Annotated in this window: 19 protein-coding genes; 12 read left to right on the top strand and 7 right to left on the bottom strand. The window is 48.6% G+C overall.

Going from position 1 to position 18,807, the window contains the following annotated elements:
* Positions 1-106 precede the first annotated feature (106 nt).
* Positions 107-2,581 (top strand): TonB-dependent receptor, encoded by a 2,475-nt coding sequence (locus B153_RS0101035; RefSeq protein ID WP_020594791.1) that lies wholly within the window; start codon positions 107-109, stop codon positions 2,579-2,581.
* Between the two features lie 117 nt (positions 2,582-2,698).
* On the opposite strand, the gene B153_RS0101030 is transcribed toward B153_RS0101035, so the two are convergent.
* Both B153_RS0101030 and B153_RS0101025 read right to left on the bottom strand, forming a co-directional pair.
* Positions 2,699-3,238, bottom strand: coding sequence for a YdeI/OmpD-associated family protein (locus B153_RS0101030; RefSeq protein WP_020594790.1), 540 nt, complete (start codon positions 3,236-3,238; stop codon positions 2,699-2,701).
* A gap of 70 nt (positions 3,239-3,308) precedes the next feature.
* Positions 3,309-4,406 (bottom strand): helix-turn-helix transcriptional regulator, encoded by a 1,098-nt coding sequence (locus tag B153_RS0101025; protein ID WP_020594789.1) that lies wholly within the window; start codon positions 4,404-4,406, stop codon positions 3,309-3,311.
* Between the two features lie 213 nt (positions 4,407-4,619).
* Here B153_RS0101025 and B153_RS0101020 point away from each other — a divergent pair, with 213 nt between their 5' ends.
* From B153_RS0101020 to B153_RS0100995, 6 genes are all read left to right on the top strand, one after another.
* Positions 4,620-5,015, top strand: coding sequence for a pPIWI_RE_Z domain-containing protein (locus B153_RS0101020; protein WP_026261822.1), 396 nt, complete (start codon positions 4,620-4,622; stop codon positions 5,013-5,015).
* Between the two features lie 130 nt (positions 5,016-5,145).
* Positions 5,146-6,504 carry an ADP-ribose polymerase gene (locus tag B153_RS0101015; RefSeq protein ID WP_157634538.1) on the top strand — a complete coding sequence of 453 codons (1,359 nt, stop codon included), beginning with the start codon at positions 5,146-5,148 and terminating at the stop codon, positions 6,502-6,504.
* Between the two features lies 1 nt (position 6,505).
* Positions 6,506-6,754 (top strand): hypothetical protein, encoded by a 249-nt coding sequence (locus B153_RS0101010; RefSeq protein ID WP_020594786.1) that lies wholly within the window; start codon positions 6,506-6,508, stop codon positions 6,752-6,754.
* Positions 6,755-6,863: 109 nt separating this feature from the next.
* The gene (locus B153_RS0101005; protein WP_020594785.1) at positions 6,864-7,316 is read left to right on the top strand and encodes a pPIWI_RE_Z domain-containing protein; all 453 of its coding nucleotides are present in this window, start codon (positions 6,864-6,866) and stop codon (positions 7,314-7,316) included.
* Positions 7,317-7,459: 143 nt separating this feature from the next.
* Entirely contained in the window at positions 7,460-9,073 is a 1,614-nt protein-coding gene (locus tag B153_RS0101000; protein WP_020594784.1) for an amidase, read from the top strand.
* Positions 9,074-9,251: 178 nt separating this feature from the next.
* Entirely contained in the window at positions 9,252-9,614 is a 363-nt protein-coding gene (locus B153_RS0100995) for a VOC family protein (protein ID WP_020594783.1), read from the top strand.
* A 148-nt stretch (positions 9,615-9,762) separates the two neighbouring features.
* Here the strand turns inward: B153_RS0100995 and B153_RS0100990 are convergent, their stop codons facing one another.
* Positions 9,763-11,136 carry a neutral/alkaline non-lysosomal ceramidase N-terminal domain-containing protein gene (locus B153_RS0100990; RefSeq protein WP_020594782.1) on the bottom strand — a complete coding sequence of 458 codons (1,374 nt, stop codon included), beginning with the start codon at positions 11,134-11,136 and terminating at the stop codon, positions 9,763-9,765.
* A 62-nt stretch (positions 11,137-11,198) separates the two neighbouring features.
* A complete protein-coding gene (locus B153_RS0100985) occupies positions 11,199-11,402 on the bottom strand; it encodes a Wadjet anti-phage system protein JetD domain-containing protein (RefSeq protein ID WP_211221644.1) in 204 nt (67 codons plus the stop codon).
* A gap of 321 nt (positions 11,403-11,723) precedes the next feature.
* Between B153_RS0100985 and B153_RS37520 the strand changes: the two genes are divergently transcribed.
* From B153_RS37520 to B153_RS0100960, 5 genes are all read left to right on the top strand, one after another.
* Positions 11,724-11,912, top strand: coding sequence for a hypothetical protein (locus B153_RS37520; RefSeq protein ID WP_157634536.1), 189 nt, complete (start codon positions 11,724-11,726; stop codon positions 11,910-11,912).
* Positions 11,913-11,981: 69 nt separating this feature from the next.
* Positions 11,982-12,404 (top strand): hypothetical protein, encoded by a 423-nt coding sequence (locus B153_RS0100975; protein WP_020594779.1) that lies wholly within the window; start codon positions 11,982-11,984, stop codon positions 12,402-12,404.
* Positions 12,405-12,973: 569 nt separating this feature from the next.
* The gene (locus B153_RS0100970; RefSeq protein WP_020594778.1) at positions 12,974-13,963 is read left to right on the top strand and encodes an AAA family ATPase; all 990 of its coding nucleotides are present in this window, start codon (positions 12,974-12,976) and stop codon (positions 13,961-13,963) included.
* A 192-nt stretch (positions 13,964-14,155) separates the two neighbouring features.
* On the top strand, positions 14,156-16,507 hold the full coding sequence (locus B153_RS0100965; protein WP_020594777.1) for a S8 family peptidase: 2,352 nt from the start codon (positions 14,156-14,158) through the stop codon (positions 16,505-16,507).
* Positions 16,508-16,511: 4 nt separating this feature from the next.
* Complete coding sequence (locus B153_RS0100960) at positions 16,512-17,366, top strand: DUF3037 domain-containing protein (RefSeq protein ID WP_020594776.1); 855 nt, start codon at positions 16,512-16,514, stop codon at positions 17,364-17,366.
* A 168-nt stretch (positions 17,367-17,534) separates the two neighbouring features.
* Here the strand turns inward: B153_RS0100960 and B153_RS37965 are convergent, their stop codons facing one another.
* The 3 genes from B153_RS37965 to B153_RS0100945 form a co-directional block, all read right to left on the bottom strand.
* A complete protein-coding gene (locus tag B153_RS37965) occupies positions 17,535-17,699 on the bottom strand; it encodes a hypothetical protein (RefSeq protein ID WP_020594775.1) in 165 nt (54 codons plus the stop codon).
* Positions 17,696-17,824: a hypothetical protein gene (locus B153_RS38670; protein WP_020594774.1), complete on the bottom strand. Its 129-nt coding sequence runs from the start codon at positions 17,822-17,824 to the stop codon at positions 17,696-17,698. Before B153_RS38670 ends, B153_RS37965 begins: the two co-directional genes overlap by 4 nt.
* An 88-nt stretch (positions 17,825-17,912) precedes the next feature.
* Positions 17,913-18,731: an RpnC/YadD family protein gene (locus B153_RS0100945; RefSeq protein WP_020594773.1), complete on the bottom strand. Its 819-nt coding sequence runs from the start codon at positions 18,729-18,731 to the stop codon at positions 17,913-17,915.
* Positions 18,732-18,807 lie beyond the last annotated feature (76 nt).

Genomic DNA, 18,807 nt, shown 5'->3' with positions numbered 1-18,807 from the left:
GACATCCGGACGTTATCAGACGCTTTCGATTCGCGCTGTCTGCTTCCCTGTTTGTTCTGCGGTCAGGAGCCAGGCTGGATTACTCAACCAAACAATTTCCTCCTGAATGAAAGCATTTTTCCTATTGCTCCTGCTCGGCCTTACCGAGGGGCTACTTTTTGCGCAACCTGCTCCCACCCGACTGATTCGCGGCTCCGTCACCGATGCCGATAGCCACAAACCGATTCCATTCGGCAACATTAGCCTGGTCGGGCAAACCAAAGGGGCCATTACAGACGCGCGTGGCCAGTTTTCGCTCGCCATCAAGGCCGATACACTGGTCCACCAACTTATTATTTCATGCGTAGGCTTCAAGTCGGACACTCTTACGATAACGCCCGGAACCGACCTGTATACGGCCACTTTATTATCCGTTGTCAATTCACTGAACGAAGTGGTCGTAACGGGCGTAACCCGAGGAACCCTGCTCCGCCAAAACCCGGTAGCCATTCTGGCGATTTCGCACCGGGCCATCGAAGGAACGGCCAGTAGCAATATCATCGATGTACTCGTCAAAAATGCCCCCGGTCTGAACGCGGTCAAAACAGGCCCCAACATCTCCAAACCCTTTATTCGTGGGCTGGGCTACAATCGGGTACTGACACTGTATGACGGCGTTCGGCAGGAAGGGCAGCAGTGGGGCGACGAACACGGTATTGAAGTCGACAATTACAACATCGAACGGGCCGAAGTCATCAAAGGGCCAGCCAGCCTTATGTACGGTTCGGATGCACTGGCCGGGGTAGTGAGTATGATGCCGGTCTACCCCAAAGACACCGAAGGCAAACTCAAAGTGGGCTTTGTTACGGAATATCAATCCAACAACCGGCTCCTGGGCGAATCGATCAGTCTGGCATCTGGCGGCTCGCGCTGGGCCTGGAACTTCCGGGGCTCTATCCGGGCAGCTACCAATTACCAGAATAAAATTGACGGACGGGTGTACAATACGGGCTTTTCGGAACGCACCCTGACTACCATGGTCGGTTATTCCGGCCATCAGGGGTATTCACGTTTTGGAGCCTCGCTTTACGATAATCTACAGGGCATTCCCGATGGCAGCCGCGATTCGCTGACTCGTCAGTTTACCAAACAGATTGCAGAGGGAGATAACGACGATATTAAAAATCGCCCGATTGTTCCGGCCAGCGAACTATCCTCTTACCACCTCAGCCCTTTGCATCAGCACATTCAGCATTATCGGCTGCATACCAACAACCACTACCAGATCGGCAATGGCGAAATTGACGTTCTACTGGCGTTTCAGCAAAACGTTCGACGGGAATACAGCCATCCAACCCAGGTCAATCAGCCCAGTTTGTATGTACGGTTGAACACCCTGAACTACGGTCTGCGTTATAACCTGCCGAACCTGGGGCAACTGGCTACTACGGTTGGTGTCAATGGCATGTATCAGGCCAACAAAAACAAGACCGGAACGGCATTCCCTATACCGGATTATCATCTATTTGATGTGGGCACGTTTGTTTTCCTGAAATGGCAGGCGGATAAATTAACCCTGAGCGGTGGACTACGCTATGACAACCGTAGCCTGAATGGAGATGATTTCTACGTTCGTACCAATCCAAAGACAGGTTTCGACGAACACGTTTCCCTGCCCGATACCGCAGGATCTACGTTGCAATATCCTCGACTAAAGCAATCATTTACAGGCATTTCGGCTAGTCTGGGCCTGACGTACGAGTTTTCGGATAACCTATCACTGAAAGCCAATATTGCCCGTGGGTACCGCGCTCCCAGCATCACCGAAATTGCGTCGAACGGCCTGGACCCTGGTGCGCATATCGTGTACATCGGCAACCGGAATTTTCAGCCCGAGTTCAGTATTCAGGAAGACATTGGCCTGACAGCTACCTACCCCGACGTCAACTTTGGCGTCAGTGTCTTTAACAATTTCATTCTGAACTACATCTCGCTGGCGCAACTGGTCGACGATAAAGGTGAGCCTGTTGTAATTGTACCGGGCAACAAAACGTTTCAGTACCAGCAATCGTCGGCGCAGCTTTTCGGCTTCGAAACGCAGTTTAGCCTTCACCCAACCACCTGGAAGGGCTTTACCTTCGACAATACGGTAGCGGTCGTTTATGGCTACAACCGGGGCTCACGCTATACCGATACGGGTGTTCAGGGTGAATACCTGCCGTTTATTCCGCCCCTGCGTATTTCGACAGGTGTTAGTCAGCAATTACCCATCAAACGCCAGTGGCTGTCAGACGTTACGGTCAAAGCCGACGTCGATTACAACGCCCGCCAGAATCGGTATCTGGGGCTGAACGACACCGAAACCCCAACGGATGGCTATACGCTCGTGAACGTTGGTCTGGACAGTCAGATTCACATCGGACGCGACCGACCTGCTTTGCGGTTCCTGTTTCAGGTCAACAACCTGTTCGATACGGCTTACCAGTCGAATTTGAGTCGGTTGAAGTATTTTGAATATTTCTCCCAATCCCCCAACGGGCGTCTGGGCATGTACGGCATGGGCCGAAACATCTGCCTTAAACTGACGATTCCGTTTAACTAGTCTGAACCGGGATTTTTGTGATTGAACTGACTGACTTTGATTTGACTTTTCGCTTCTTTGAAGCGCCTGAATCAATTTAAAATCAAAGTCAGTCAGTTCAATCACAAAAATCCTGGTTCAGACATTCTTCTTAAAATACCGGATCATTTCGCCGAAGTTCATCTTCATGGCGAGTCCGGTGATGGCCTGCGTGAGTCGTTTGGTTCGGGTCTCGATGGTTTTGGCGTCTTCGATCCAGTTTGAGAAGTAGTTTTGATGACCTCGACTCAGGGTTTGAAAATACGCCTTTGCCACTGGTTCATCGTCCAGACAATCGAGTAAATCGGCCGAGATCGGCATGGGGTCGTTATCCACTTCGAGCGTCACCCGCACAGAGGCACCTTCCTCTTCTTTACCCATTCCCCGACGCATAGCGGCATTAACAGGCATCATAAAGCCCCCTTCCAGCCCGTCGGTAATACGCGCAACCGTTTTGCCCAAAGGCAACAGCGCAATCTGTTTGATCGGATAATGATCCAGTGTCCCTTTTACCCGGAAGCTTGTTTTCTGACCGGGTTTTAGTTCATCCGAAACAGCCATCGGAATTTCGAGATACGTCCAGCGGGTCTTATCGCCTTTCTCACCGAATTTTTGCAGGATAGTGGTAAATGTGGGCATAAATCAGATGCTAAATAGAACCCGGATTGGTAGGATGACTATGATTAATTAAGATCTGAGTAAATCATTATCATCCTACCAATCCGGGTACTATTTTTTTATACTTCGCCAGTGTAGCCTCCAGCGAAGCTTTCATTTCCTTGACGAGACTTTCGGGCTGTAGCACCGTCAGGTGTTCGCCATAGCTGCGCAGGTGCATGAGCAGATCCCGATTGGGAGCCAGCCGAAGCCGTACCACGCACTCGGTTTCGGTATCGCTCAGCACTTCCTGGGTCTGGTGAATGGGTTTTGCCTTCACGTATCGACCAAACAACGGACTGAACGACAGAACAATTTCTTCAACCGGGCCGTGGCTATCGGTGATGCCATAGATATGCTCGAACAGTTCGCTCACACTAGCCAGTACGGCGGGTGGAACGTCGCAGGGATCGTCCAGCAATTCGAGTTCGCTCATCCGGTCGAGCGCAAAGGTTTTTTCACGGCCACTGGCGGCATCGTAGCCAATCACATACCAGATATCGGCCACTTCGCGCAACAGAATTGGGTGCAGAATCCGAAGTTTTGGGCGTTCGGGCGCTACCAGAACAGTTCCTTTACGAGCGTTCGCACGCGCCTTACGGTGCGCCTGACTGGTCATCGACACGGCCTCTTCGTGCTTGAGATACCGAAATGCCACCTGCCGATTCTGGTTGACGGCCCGAATCAATACGGGCACATACTGCCGATTTCCGCCCAGAATTTTCTCTTCGACATACACCACCCGACGCGTAGGCGCATCCGTTTTCACCTCCCGAATGATGTCCAGACTTTGCCGAACCCGTTGCAGGGCATTGTCGAGTTCATCGGCTACGGAGGCCCCCTGCGTGGCGGCCAGTACTTCGCGGGCCTGTTCGAGCGCATCCATATCATCGGGCGTAAGCATCAGGCTTAATAACCGAAACTGCGGATCGGTATAATAGTAGCCATTCAACCGTTTGTCGTAGGCAATGGGCGCGTCATGATCTTCACGCATGCGCTGGATGTCCTTTTCGAGCGATGAAATGGACCGGATACCACATTTGTCCTGACAAAGCTCGAAGAGCTTCTGCTTGGAATACCGCCGTGGGTAACGGCTAATGATTTCGTCAATGAGTCGATACCGTTGGAAAGCCGAGCGGGTGATGGGCATAAGAGCTTGGGGTTTGGGGGTAAGGGCAGGGGGGTAAGGGCATAGGGCATAGGGGTAGGTGCAAAATCAAGTTTTACCCCACACCCCATGCCCTTAGCCCTCTGCCCTTACCCCACACAAAGCAACAAAAATATTTTCCAACAAAAAAGAAGGCCGTAAATAGATTACGTTTTTGGAGGTATATTTTTGAATCGGACATTTACTTAGACAATCATGACTCATACCTCACGTCCGCGCACAGAAACTCCAGCTTACACAGCACGCCCGTCGCTCTCGACCCGGCAATTGGTTGATCTCGAACTTGGCCTGTTTTTATTGCAGCAGGTGAATCCGACAGCGCCCCCAACGGCTCTGCCCGATCTGCTCCAACCCGACGACGAACTCCGCTCTACCCTGACGCCCCGTCAGCAAAAATACCTCAACCGGGGCCGATTGCTCCTCTCGCATTTTACCAATTATCGACACTGGCAAACCCTGCTTCAGGTCTATGCAGCCTCGCCAGGACATCGGTTAGCCTACGACCTAAGCCGCGATTGCAGCCATTTCTCCGAAAAAACCGTTGGCTTTTCCCGCAATCGCCTGGGCGTACTGCGCAAGATGCTGGCGTAAAGGTCACGTATAGTCAAGTAGTCGTCAGGCATGGTAAAGCGTTGTCAAGGCTATGCCTGACAATCCCTGACAACTTCCTGACTACGTCTGACCACACTCGACAACCTATTGACCACTATCTAACACGACCATGATGCTGAACCAGTTGCTACAACGGGTATGGGGCCCTTCTTCCTCGAGCCTATCCGGCAAGACCATCCCTTTTCACCCAACCACACCAGTGCCATCTGCCGACACAACAACGCCCGAACCCACCGACGCAGCCACTCCGGTTACCCGAACCGTGAAGTTGATCATGGTAACGGCTGGAAATAATAACAAATACTACGAAATGTGTGAGAACGAAGATGGTACGTTCACTGTGCATTATGGTCGGGTGGGTGGCATACGGACTACGGTTAGTTACCCGATGGCACATTGGGACAAAAAATTCCGCGAGAAGGTGGCGAAAGGGTATGTAGACCAGACCCATCTTTACGCCCAGAAAAGCCTGGCTACCGATGCCAGCACGATTCCGAACCTGGCCGTTCGAACGCTGATGGCTCGACTGCTGGACCTGGCCAACCAGTCGATTTACCAGAACTATGTTGTAACGGCTCAGCAGGTGACACGCAGGCAGGTCGAGACCGCCCAGCAACTGCTCGACGAACTGGCCGGGCTCCTGAAGCTGGGCATGGATACGGAAGCTTATAACGCCAAACTTCTCGACCTGTTCAAAGTGATTCCGCGCCGGATGACCCACGTAGGCCATCATCTGGTTCATGAAGCCCCTCAGTCGGCCAGCGAGTTACAGCCCCTGCACGACCAGCTTGCAGAGGAGCAATCGACACTGGATGTGATGCGGGGTCAGGTCGAACTGGCTCCGGAACCAACCAGCCCGGAAGCCACGCAGCCCAACCTGCTGGAGTCGATGAACCTGACAATTGAACCCGTCATTGACGATACGGTTCTGAAGCAGATCAAGCGCATGATGGGGTCGGATGCCGCTAAGTTCGATGCTGCCTTCAGTGTACGCCATGCCGTAACTGATAAGGCTTTCGAGACATACGTTCGTCAGCAACCCAACCGAAAAACCGTTGCGCTCTGGCATGGTAGCCGCAGCGAAAACTGGCTGTCGATCCTGAAAACGGGACTGGTATTACGTCCGGCCAATGCGGTCATTACGGGCAAAATGTTTGGCTACGGTATCTACTTTGCCGACCAGTTCAGCAAATCGCTCAACTACACCTCGTTGCATGGATCGGTATGGGCCAATGGGCGGCAGCGCGAAGCGTATCTGGCTATCTATGAAGTGCATGTGGGCAATCAACTGGAGATTTCAACGCACGAATCGCACCATATGTCGCTGGATGCCGATGCCCTGAAACGCATCGATCCGAGTTATGATTCGGTATTTGCCAAACAGGGAATCAGCCTGCAAAAGAACGAATTCATTGTTTACAACCAGGCGCAGTGTACGGTTCGGTACCTCGTCAGAATCAAGTCGTAAGATGAAAACCAAACGCAAAAAGCTCGAACCACTGGCCATTCGATTTGCCGCTACGGCGCTTATTCTGGCCGAAGGCAGCACCACCACCCTCGACGTCAAAAACTTCCTGCGTCAGCGCGGATACGAAGCTCGCCAGGCCGACATTTCGCAGTGGATGCTCGTCATTGGTTTATGGGAAAACTGGTCCATTCAAAGCAACGGGACGCACCGTATTTACAATTTCCCGACGTTCAGACCGTCGTTGCAATAGATAGGGAGCAGGAGGAGCAAAAAAAAGTGAAAATTTTTAGTACAACGTAAAAAGATTACGTTCTGAGTGTGTGAAATTTGATTCAAGAACAGTAAACAACAACAGACCAATGAACACGCTCCTCACCACCGCTCCCGCAACCCGCCCGGCCCTTGCCAGCTTACTACGCTGGCAGGAGCCGCTGGCGACTCGCCTTCGGTTTCGGCATGCCCTGCCAGGGATGGTGGCCAACCGATTGTTGAACGTTGAATTAGGTTTATACCTGCTGGCCGAACTGGTTCCGATGGCTCCTCCTCAGTCGCTATCCGACCTGCTCAATGGCCAGGGGTTTGTGTACCGGCAGCGGCCAATCTGGTCGCCCCGCCAACATCGCGCCTTGAATCAGGCTCGTATCCTGCTGGCTCCCTATCTGGACCGCAATGCCTGGTTGAAAGCGTTAGACAAATACGAACATCTTCCTGCCGACTTACGGATTTTCAATCTGAACGGCAATCTCCGCACCGATCTCAGCGGCTACCTTCTCCGCGAACGCGTAGGGTTGTTCTCGAAGGCGCTGGCTTAATAAGTTGAATCGATTACCCAACCAGAATCGAGTGGTGTCCATGATGCCACTCGATCTTTGTTTTTAAGGAATCAGGTGATCATAGCTGATAAAATACATTAACTTGTGGGCTTGTGTCAGCCTTCATCTTCTACGCGTATTGTATGAATCGCCGGAGTTTTATCAAAGCCAGTTCTGTTGTTTCGGTCTCCACCACTATTGCCGCCTGCGTTTCCCCCACAACTGCCCATACCGAAGACAAGTCGACTCCGTTCAAAGACGAGTTTGTACTCAACGAACTGACGATTCACGATCTGCAACAGAAAATGCAGTCGGGCGAATACACTGCCGAAGCCATTACTCAACTGTATCTGGATCGTATCGATGCCATCGACAAAAAAGGTCCTCGACTGAATGCCGTTATTGAAATTAACCCCGACGCCCTGGCGATGGCAAAAAAGCTCGATCAGGAGCGAAAAGCTGGGAAAGTACGAGGGCCGATGCATGGCATTCCCGTACTTGTCAAAGACAACATCGACACCGGCGATCAGATGATGACCACGGCCGGATCGTTAGCCCTGGAAGGACACAAAGCGACTCAGGATGCTTTTGTGGTGGCTCAACTGCGCAAAGCAGGAGCCGTTATTCTGGGTAAAACCAACCTGAGCGAATGGGCCAATTTTCGATCTACTCGTTCGAGCAGCGGCTGGAGTAGCCGGGGAGGTCAAACGCGCAATCCGTATGTACTGGATCGCAATCCAAGTGGCTCCAGTTCGGGCTCAGGTTCAGCCGCATCGGCTAATCTATGTGCGGTGGCCGTTGGAACCGAAACCGATGGCTCCATCATTGCCCCCTCCTCCCATTGTGGCCTGGTCGGACTCAAGCCGACGGTGGGGCTGGTTAGTCGGAGCGGCATTATTCCCATTTCGCATACACAGGACACCGCCGGGCCTATGACCCGCACCGTAACCGATGCCGCTATTTTGCTGGGAGCCTTGGCTGGTATCGATCCTGCCGACACCGTAACCCTCGAAAGCCGGGGTAAAAGCGTCACCGACTATACCCAATTTCTAAAAGCCAACGCCCTGGCAGGCAAACGGATCGGCATCGAAAAATCGTTTCTGAACGGGCATGAAGGTGTTGTAGCGCTGTATAAAGAAGCCATTGAACTCCTGAAAAAACAGGGCGCTACCGTTGTTGAAATTGAACTAATGAAAGAACTCCGGGAGATGGGTGGAGCCGAATTTACCGTATTGCAATACGAGTTTAAGGACGGTCTGAATAGCTACCTATCGAAAGCAAATGCGCGGGTGAAATCGCTGGCCGAGGTGATTGCTTTCAACAAGCAGAATCAGGCAAAAGCCATGCCGTTTTTCAAACAGGAAACCCTTGAAAGCAGCGAAGCTAAAGGCGATCTGACCAGCAACGAATACACCGAAGCGTTAGCCAAAACCCGTAGCTGGCGACAACGAATCGACCAACTGATGACAGCGAATAAGTTGGACGCCATCGCTGGTACGAGCATCGGCCCAGCCGGTTGCATCGACCTGATCAACGGCGACTACGACACAGGTTTCTATTTCTGTCCACCAGCCGCCATGGCTGGTTACCCCCACCTGACCGTTCCGATGGGCTCCGTTCACGGTCTTCCCGTCGGCTTCTCGTTCATCGCCGGAGCTTATCAGGAAGGAACTTTATTAGCAATGGGTCATGGGTATGAACAAGCTTCGAAAAAGCGGGAGCGACCGGGGTTTATGGAGTCGTTAATGGCTGTCTAAAAGCAGAGCCTATACGTCACAGCCAAGGAATTTGGATGAGTTAGCTACCCGATTTCTGGACTGTACTTAGCCATCTTCATACGCAATAATCCTCCTCTTTCATGCAAGTAAAAATGATTGAGCCATTAATAGGTTTTGCATAGTACTATTTTATACCTTTATCCGAAAACTAGCTAGTATGGATAAAAACTGGATACAATGGTTTGAAATACCTGTTTATCAGTTCGACAAGGCCAAAGCCTTTTACGAGGCCGTTTTTCAGGTCAAACTACAGATTGTTGATCTGGGGGCGCTGACAATGGCCATGTTTCCGCCAGAAATAGCCTCGGGAGCACTCTGTCAGGGTGAATGGTACCGTCCATCTTCAGATGGGGTTACCCTGCATGTACTCGTTGCCGATATTGACCAGGCACTTCAACAAGTTGAGCAAATGGGCGGCCGTGTTTTACAGCCGAAAAAACAAATATCGACCGAACTAGGCTACATGGCCCTTATAAACGATTGTGAAGGAAATCGCCTGGCATTGCGTGCGCCACACTGACTGATTGCCTCTCTGTAGATTCATCAGATCTAGTACTTTGGCAGGTTAGAGAGATAAATGAGTAGTATGTTAACTTCAATTATGTTCACAAAAACACGATTTGAACGCATTCAACGGCAACGGACACTAGGCAAAAGCCTCCAACTCCCTACGGCTTCAGTTGAAGGCTAGCGTACATCATATCGAGCAGGCCGTTGACAATGGCGGTTTCGGCAAAGCCGGGCTTGAGCCGCGACGAAACCACTTCAAACGTATAAGTCCCGAAAGCGGCATCGTTGGGAATATAACCCGAGCGGGCAAAACCGTTGGTCAGCGTTACCATCATCGTGTTAGCGAAAGGCGATTCTTTTTTTAGTCGAGTCCAGATGGGGCTGAATACTTCGCCGTTGACGGCCGTAAAGGCAATGTCGCCCACCCGAATCAGCCCGAGCCGGATCGGAATCGAGTCGGCGTCGGCATACGTACCCGCGTAGCCTGCCCGACCTTCGTCCAGCCGCTTGCGTCCGGGGCAGTGGATAGTGCGCTGATCGGTCTGCACAATGGGGTTGCTTATTTTTCGTTTGATGCCCCGCATCGTGTGCAACACTTCCTCGCCCAGCAGTTGACCCATCGACAGCAACATCTGCTTTTGTTGCTCCATCAGTTTAATCACTTTAGGGTCGTTCCGGTCCAGTCCTTCGCCACCGGGAGGCATTTTGTTGCTGATGTCGATGCCCCGTTTGGCGTACTCCTTAATGCGAATTTCGCGCAGGTCGTAGGTCTGCTGGTAGTAGATCGGGTTCTGATCGCCACAGGCACCCGTCGACCAGAGGGCTACGGTTTCATCGTCGAAGTTGTTTTCCAGATAGCGCGACGCGGCTCCCGGCACATCTCCGCTGACCTTATCGAACATCCCGGAAATGACCCCGTGCATGGCGTAGTTGTAGTAGATGGCAATGGGTTTACCGGCCAGCGATTCGAAGGTAACCACAGCCACGGTTTTGTCGGATGGCCCATCGTAGTTGGGACCTTCCCACCACCGCCGGGTTTCGGGGTCAATACTATTGCGGTTCACGTTGATGTACGATACTCCTTCACCGTAGCCCACGCGGGCGGGTTGCAGCTTGTCTTTCGCCAGTTTAACGGCACTGGCAATCTTAGTCTCAAAAGCCTCGCCACTAATCCCAAACGGCACACTGTGCGTATGGGTGGCCGTTAGCTGAATGTTCTGAACAGGAATGCCCGAAAGCGCCTTAATCTTCGCCAGAATCCGGTCGGCCATTTCGTCGTTGATGCCCCCAATATCCACCGACACGAGAGCTACGGTATTACTGCCATTGTTGATGACAACAGCGCGTGAGTAGATGTTGTCGTTGATCCCGAAATACGGTTTTTTCAGCTCGCTCAGGGCGGGTGTTATGTCTACTTTGGCCGCACCAACGGAAAGCGAAGTCGGTGGGGTAGACTGGGCTATCACTAGATTTACGGTGCTGATTAGCCCGATCAGCAACAGGCTTATCGTACAGTTTAGCAGCTTTTTCATAGGTTTAGTCGTTTAGGCTGGTTAGCCATCAAAGGTAGATTAACCATAAAGATACCCAATAATCAGCCCCGCGTATGGTCTCCATTGGGCAATCGCTCCCTCACCCACTCCTCCCCTAACCGCCCCTGCTCCACGCGCCACCCGTTTTGATCGAACTGCTGAAACAGGTTACGTTCCTCATCGGTCAAATACGGTAATTCCGTTACGGGGGTTGATTCGCCCTGGCTGAGTAGCTGTCGATGTGCATCGAACGTAGCGCGGTGCATGAGAAAGAGCATTCCATTTACACATTCCCCAACCCCAATCTCCCCTATCTTTACGCCCTCAACACAAGCTTTCTGCACATGGCGTTACCCGGTAAACTCGCCGACCTGTTTGGCCAGAACAACTCATCTAAACTTCCTACCGTCAAATGATTACAACAACTTAGCTACAAAATCAGTTGGGACCCGCTCGACGATGGAACAGCACCGCCGGAGCTTAAGTCGCAACGGGCAGGTTTGTATGAGGCTGTGCGAAACCGACCCAACCGGCGGCAGGTAGAGTAGTTGCAGAATCTGGTTTAGCAGTATCCCAACATACCTATATTGAAAAACTACCTGATGCTGGCTTATGAACTGACGGGGCAGAAAAGCCGCGCCCGCGAGTTGCTGGCCCCCACGGCCGGACGTAACGATAAAGTATCGGTTCGCTACACGGATGGGAAAGTGGTGAAGGACGTGAAATACAAGAAAGTCGAAGCCGATATTCAGGTAGGAAAATGTGTATTGGTGTGATCGATTATCTAGCCCTAAAGCGTTTACGCCAACATCGGGTATAAGACATGAAGAAATAGTAAAAAAATTATGCGTGTAGAAGACTTATCGCCCGAGACACTCGACCGAATAAAGGGCAGCCGTTGGGATCGGATTATTGAGAAACACAAAGGCCCTGAAACGTGGGCGTGGAAGTTTAAAACGTACTCGCCGGACGATATGATTTTCCGCTGGGAACCCAACTTCGACCCGGTTGCCGCTCGCCCACAGTTCCTGTCGATAGGCGATTATTGGATACTTTTACCCATCAGCCGAAGCCACCATCCGAATATCACCTTTCTGCATCACTTTCGGAGCGAAGACCACGCCAAGTTGGTTGTCTACCTCAAAGACACTACCTACGACGATAGTCTGTTCGGAGCCGGATTTATCGCCATAGGTGACCTCCAACCCGAAGGCTTTTACCTGACCACGCTATACCATGAGTGGTTTATTATTGATTACGATGCATAGGCTAGGACCCTGATTAGGAATAGCCATACTCCGTCCCTGTAAGCATCCTAAGGCCTCTTTCGCATAGCCTAACTGTTCAAAAACAGCAACTGTGCGATACAAATCGGGGTGGATTGGCAGGTCTGGCAACCCATTCCAGGGTACGTTTCTAACTGAATTGATCCGATAAAGTGGTTCATCAGCCATTAAAATCCGCCTTTTTTAAGGTTAGCTAGGCAAATGTACCTCAAAAATGAGGTCGTTGATGGCAGTTAACCTTAAAAAGTGCGTTTTTTGAGGTTAGCTATAAGTATATCTTAAGTTTGATGTTATCATCAGCATTAAGCCTTAAAATGTACATTTTCCGAGGTCTGCTGGTTATACATCTTGCACCCAGCAGACCTGTAACTATATCGCATATTAGAAAATTACCTCGGATGACAGAATCATATTTTTTTCTTCCGAAAGCCCTATTTATAGCTGCAAATCGTAGATTATTACGTTAATTTACCTTAAATTGGGGTAGATTGAACTGTTAAAAATTTACCTTCAGAACCATCATATAACGGAGATTTTCGTTACAAACGATAATGAATCAAGACCTAATGACTCGTTTATTTCGCTCTATTGAGGGCAACCGAGACGATGACATCGTGAAGGTGGCATATCGGATCGTGGAGGACGAGCGTAATAAAGGGCATGACCGACTAGCTGACCGACTAACCGATATTTTAGAGAAAAATATTAAGCGGCAGGGCTTCCAAGGTGAGTTAAAACGGTTAATACCACAAGGGGTATCGATCCCAACAGACACACGTAACAAGCTACCTCTAGCAACACCGGTTGAACGAGAGTTGCTAAGGCATGAGATGATATTGCCTAATGAAGTAGAAACAAAAATTCAGCGAATAGAAAAAGAGTATGTAGCGCGAGAACGGCTTGCACGCTATGGATTAAAACCTAAGAAAAAAATTCTTCTTTACGGACATCCTGGCTGTGGTAAAAGCATGAGTGCTGAGCGAATTGCGTGGAACATTGGGTTACCATTTCTCAAAGTCCGATTTGAAGCGATAATTTCTTCTTATTTAGGCGAATCGGCGACTAATTTGACCAAGTTATTTGAATCGCTGAAAACCTACCCTTGCGTATTATTACTGGACGAATTCGATTTTATCGCTCAGTCACGAACAACAGCACAGGATGTAGGTGAAATGCATCGTATAGTAAATATTTTATTAAATTTACTGGAAGAGTACAACTCTCCAGGCTTATTGATCGCTACAACAAATCTGGAGAATGCCTTAGATAAGGCACTGTTTCGCCGATTCGATGATATTATTGAAATCCCAATGCCTGGTCAAACAGAGATTTGCCAATTACTAAAACACACTTTAGCTGCAATTAACGTGAATAAAGGTGTTGATTGGAATGAACTGGCTAAAGATATGCTTGGTTTCTCGGCGGCACTTATAGTAAAGATTGCAACGGATGCCGCTAAGATGACAGTGATTGATGGAGAGCAAATTGTTACACAAGCATATTTAAATAAAGCTTACGAAGAAAATAAACAGTACAGGTAATCTTTCAGATGGCGTTTCCACACCTCAGTCTTAAGAAAAAATATCAAGGCAAACCCCGGTACAACTGGTTCAGGTCCTAACGAAGATGAGCGTACTCTACAGAACATAGCAAATCGGCAGCGCCATGCAAGTCGTCTTCGTGACGCAACTGAAAATATACGTTCAAGCTGGTATGAAAATCTACAAGAACGTTTGGAGAAAGGGTTACCGGATTTACCGGATACCCAAATTATACCTGTCCTGTTAGAAGTCGATCCACGAAAATTTGATATAGAGACATTTCCATCTGCTTACAATATTGAAATAATTGCTGAAGAAGAGGATGGTTTCATTTTAGGCGCAAGTATTGACGATTTTCAGGGCCTTCGTAGAAAGATAGACGAATTCGCAACCAAAGAGAATCTAAAAGCTCAGGCTCGACTCTGGGATATCAACGACGGTCAGCAATGGAAGTTAAGTCGAATTTTATCGGAAGGTTTACTCGAAAAATGGGAAGCAATACAAGATACTGATGAATTCATCTTGGACATTGGTATCGCTTGTTACGTTAAAGTTCGAAATTATCCGACAAAGGGTCGTGACCAAAGCGAAGAAGCCTACCAGCGGGCAATTGATAGATGGCATGAAGATAAGTTGCTCGCGGAAGAAGATCGAATCAATATTGCGGATAACCGCCAAATAGCTTTTGAGAACTTATTATTCAGTTATGAAGGCTCAGAACTAATAGCTGGGCCAGTTGATTCTCAAGATAGTTTCGGATATCGGATACGTGTGTCGGGCAAATGCTTGAAAGATTTTGCGCTGAATTACCAGTACGTTTTTGATGTTGTTGAAGTAGAGGAAAATGATATACCTGCTACAGAGGCCTCCGGTTATGACACTGAAGAAACTCTAGATTTTGTTGCTCCATCGGCAAACGCACCAAAAGTATGCGTAATCGATAGCGGCATAATGGAAGGCCACCGATACTTATCCATTGCTATTGATGCTACTGCCTCAAAAAGCTTTCTGCCCGGTATAAGTGATGTCAATGATTATGTCACCGGCGGTGGTCATGGTACTCGTGTGGCGGGCGCTATCTTATATGCCAATAATATTCCTATTAGCGGAAACATTCAGCCTATAGCCTGGCTTCAGAATGCACGCGTTTTGGACGATGATTGTTATCTTCCTAAGCAGTTGTATCCGCCCAAACTGATGCGCGATATTGTTGATCAGTTTCCAGAAACTAAAATTTTTAATCTTTCCATCAATTATAAAGTGCCTTGTCGGACAACTCACATGTCTGCTTGGGGCGCTGCACTTGATCAGTTGATGTGGGAAAAAGATATTTTATTTGTTGTTTCTACGGGAAATTTACCCAAAAGTTCAATCCCTCACGCAAGCTGTATAGGTGTAAAGGATCATCTGGTAGCTGGCCGCAATTATCCAGATTACTTGTTAGAAAATGGAGGTCGGATATCAAACCCAGCGCAAAGTAGCTTTGCTATCACTGTAGGGTCAATTAGTGCTCTCACTTATGATGACGCAGGACGCCAGTCTATCAGTCAAGAAGGTCAACCTTCAAGTTTTACCAAAGTGGGACTTGGTATGTGGGGTACGATCAAGCCAGATGTTGTTGAATATGGTGGTGACCTTGTCAGACCGAAAACAGGTCCACTGCAGGTTTTTGAATTAGCTAACACTTCTCCTTTATTAGTTCGAGTACCTAGTGATGGAAATGGTGCCATTGGCCGTGACAGAGTTGGTACTTCCTTTGCAGCTCCTAAAATTGCCCACCTTGCTGCACAATTACAGAGCTCATTACCAAATGAGACAACATTAATGTATCGTGCATTAATTGCTCAATCAGCGCGGTTAACCAATAACAATTTCAGAACGCCTAACTTAACTCACCTCCGCACATGCGGTTATGGACTACCCGATATTCAACGAGCAACAGGTAATACTGAAAACCGTGTTACACTTATTGCTTCAGACATAATTCAAGCAGCGGAACTGCATTTATACAGCGTTACTATTCCTAATGAGTTACGTAGCCCTGGTACTGATTTTGATGTATTAGTTGAGGTAACATTGGCTTATAAAGCCCAACCCCGTCGCACTCGCCGACTAACTAAATCTTACTTGTCGACTTGGTTAGATTTTGAAACAGCTAAGTTAGATGAATCTTATGAGCAGTTCTTAAGGCGAGTAACTAGAGAAAAGTTTGACGATAATGATGATGATTTGACTGAGGAATTAATTATTCCAAACTCAACTATTCCTTGGATGATTCATGCACGGACGAACTGGGGTAGAATAAAACAGGTGAAACGGCAAGATAGCACACTTCAAAAGGATTGGTTCATCGTTAAATCTTACCAACTTCCTAGCGAATTTATGATAGCTATTCGTGGTCATAAAGGATGGGATAAAGATCCAGAAGCAAAAGCTCCATACGCTATCACTGCAAGTTTCGAATCGTTAGAAGCAGGAGTAAGTGTATATGAGAGAATTCGGATTGCTAACGAGGTAGAAGTACAAATTCAACAGCAGGTCTAATCGTGTGAACTCAGTCTTTTACTATAGCCTCCTACAATATCGGTACGCCCAGTCGCTGGGTGAAGTGCTGAACGTTGGGGTGTTGCTACTGTTTCCTGAGCAACGCACCGCTACGTTTCTTTACCCCGAACGATTAGGTCGTATTCGGAAGCTTTACCCTAAATTTTCCGAGAAAGTCATCCGCTCTTCTTTCAAGGGAATCGTTGCCCGTACTAATCAATTAACTAAGCAGCCGGAGGTCTTCGCGGATTACGAGGCCTATCCAAGGCAGCTCATTGATAACGAAATTCTGATTCGGGATAGTAGTGCGTTGCAGTTTGGCGAGCTAAAAACGGCTGTGCTGTATACAGAAGACTTGTCGGCCATCAGCGAGCAGTTTTATAAACTCTATCTCTCATTTTACGAGGAAAGCGAACACCAGGTTCGGCATGATGAAGGCTATTTACTGAAAGAATACCAGAAACGTCTTCAGCGTCAGCTCAAGGGGCTATTGTCAGGTGAAGCGTTTGACCGACCTGTCACTGTAAAGCCAGAGGGGACAAACTTTACGTATCAATTCGCATTTGCCTGGCAAAACGGGAGTTTTAATTTGGTAAAACCCGTGAGCTTCGATTTGAAGCTGGAGCAGTCAATTACGGACAAAGCGACCCTTAATGTAGGGCAGTTTACGCTTTTGCGCCCTTATGCTGAGCAACGTAACGCCCGCTTCGATGTGTTGGTAGCCCGTCCTAAAGATCGCCAATTGTTCAAGCCATACGATCAGGCTATTCAGCTTTTAGGCGACCAGCCATTTGTAAAAATTGTTGAGGAAGAACAGCTAGACACCTACGCCGAAAAAACGGCTGAAGCGTTGAGCTAATTCTTTATCTAACACAATCAACCCTTCCCGAATGTAATTAGCCAATTCCCAGAGAGTCGCTACACAAACATAAACCATATCTGCCTGTTCAATTCGTTTCCGGCAGTCGGTGATAAAGCTTTTTGATTGCGGGTCAGATAGTTCAGGACAATTGAATAATCTCGTCCATCAAAAATTAAAATTTCCTTCGCCCGTGTAAATGTCTTTGTCCCAGATGTTTTCAGGGCTTTTACCAAAAAATGGCTTCAGTGTAGAGTTGTCTAAACTTCGCTTTTTCTTTGGTCTGGTTGTTTTATCTGGCTCGCGTGCAGCAACTGGCTTTGTCGCTTTCATGATTCACCTGGTATGCGGATGGGCGTTTCGTACTGGTCGAGGAGTTGCCAATAGGTGCGGTCGTCGTCGTAAATAGCGTGCGACTGCAGGAGTTTAACAATGGCTGATGCGTAGGGTTTGGACATACGTGGTTGCAGGGAAAGGGCTGTAAACCGTAGGCACCAGTGGCCAGCCTGCCGCCAGAAACGTGAAATAGCTTGAGAGAAAGCCGGGTTACTCCCTATCGGCCATTTTTTGCCGGATTTTATCGACAAATTCAACAGAAACACCTGCTACATCAGCAACTTGCTCTACTGAAAGAGACGTTTTCGTAAGCAAATTTCTGACAACTTCCTCCTTAGCTTTTTCTTCGCCTTTATCCAAACCAATCATGTAAATGAAGTCTTTCTCGATGCTAAAAACATTGTCGAGGCTATCCATAGCTATATCTTTTAGATTATCACTCAAATTACGCAATTGCGCCAACACACGCAATTGATTGAAATACCGATTGAACGCAAAATCGCCATTTGCCGTTTCAGCAAGCCGATGGATGATGTGTCTAGCCGCTTCTTCAGGGTTTTCCTCTTTGAAATTACCTAGAATTCCTAAAATTACCTCCTCAGGTTGTGCCGACCGGAGAAAGATATGATAGTCGAGGTCAGCAAAAACGATGATCGGGAAATGAAATGTCAAGTATTCGCTCGTGATCCGGATAGGCATTGATGGCTTACGCGCTCCCAGAAAAATTACAAACTGGCGAACAGGCAATTCATATTTACGGGCCAGCATAACGTAGTACTCAGCCATTCGGTAGACCATCTTCGACTCATCGACCAGTTGAAATTCCAGATGAAGAACAAATGTATTTCCCTGGTTATCTGTGATTTTCTTTAACACATCCGGCTTACGCTCTTTGGTATGCTGTACGTCATCAGGCAATTCTTCCGATGAAACAGCATTTATTCCAAGAATGTGTTGCATCAAGCCTGGAATAACGGCCTCAATATTTTCCCGGAAAATCTTATCGTACTGGCTAGCTTGTTTTCCCATGCAACAAAAGTAGAGAAAACGCGCATAAGTAACCTAAAACGAAAACATAAGATATATATTGCTTTTTTGATAGCCC

Origin of the sequence: Spirosoma panaciterrae DSM 21099, from assembly GCF_000374025.1 — a bacterium.
Lineage (GTDB): Bacteria > Bacteroidota > Bacteroidia > Cytophagales > Spirosomataceae > Spirosoma > Spirosoma panaciterrae.
Note: the sequence above shows the minus strand (reverse complement) of the source record. Positions and strands in the feature narration are given on the sequence as shown.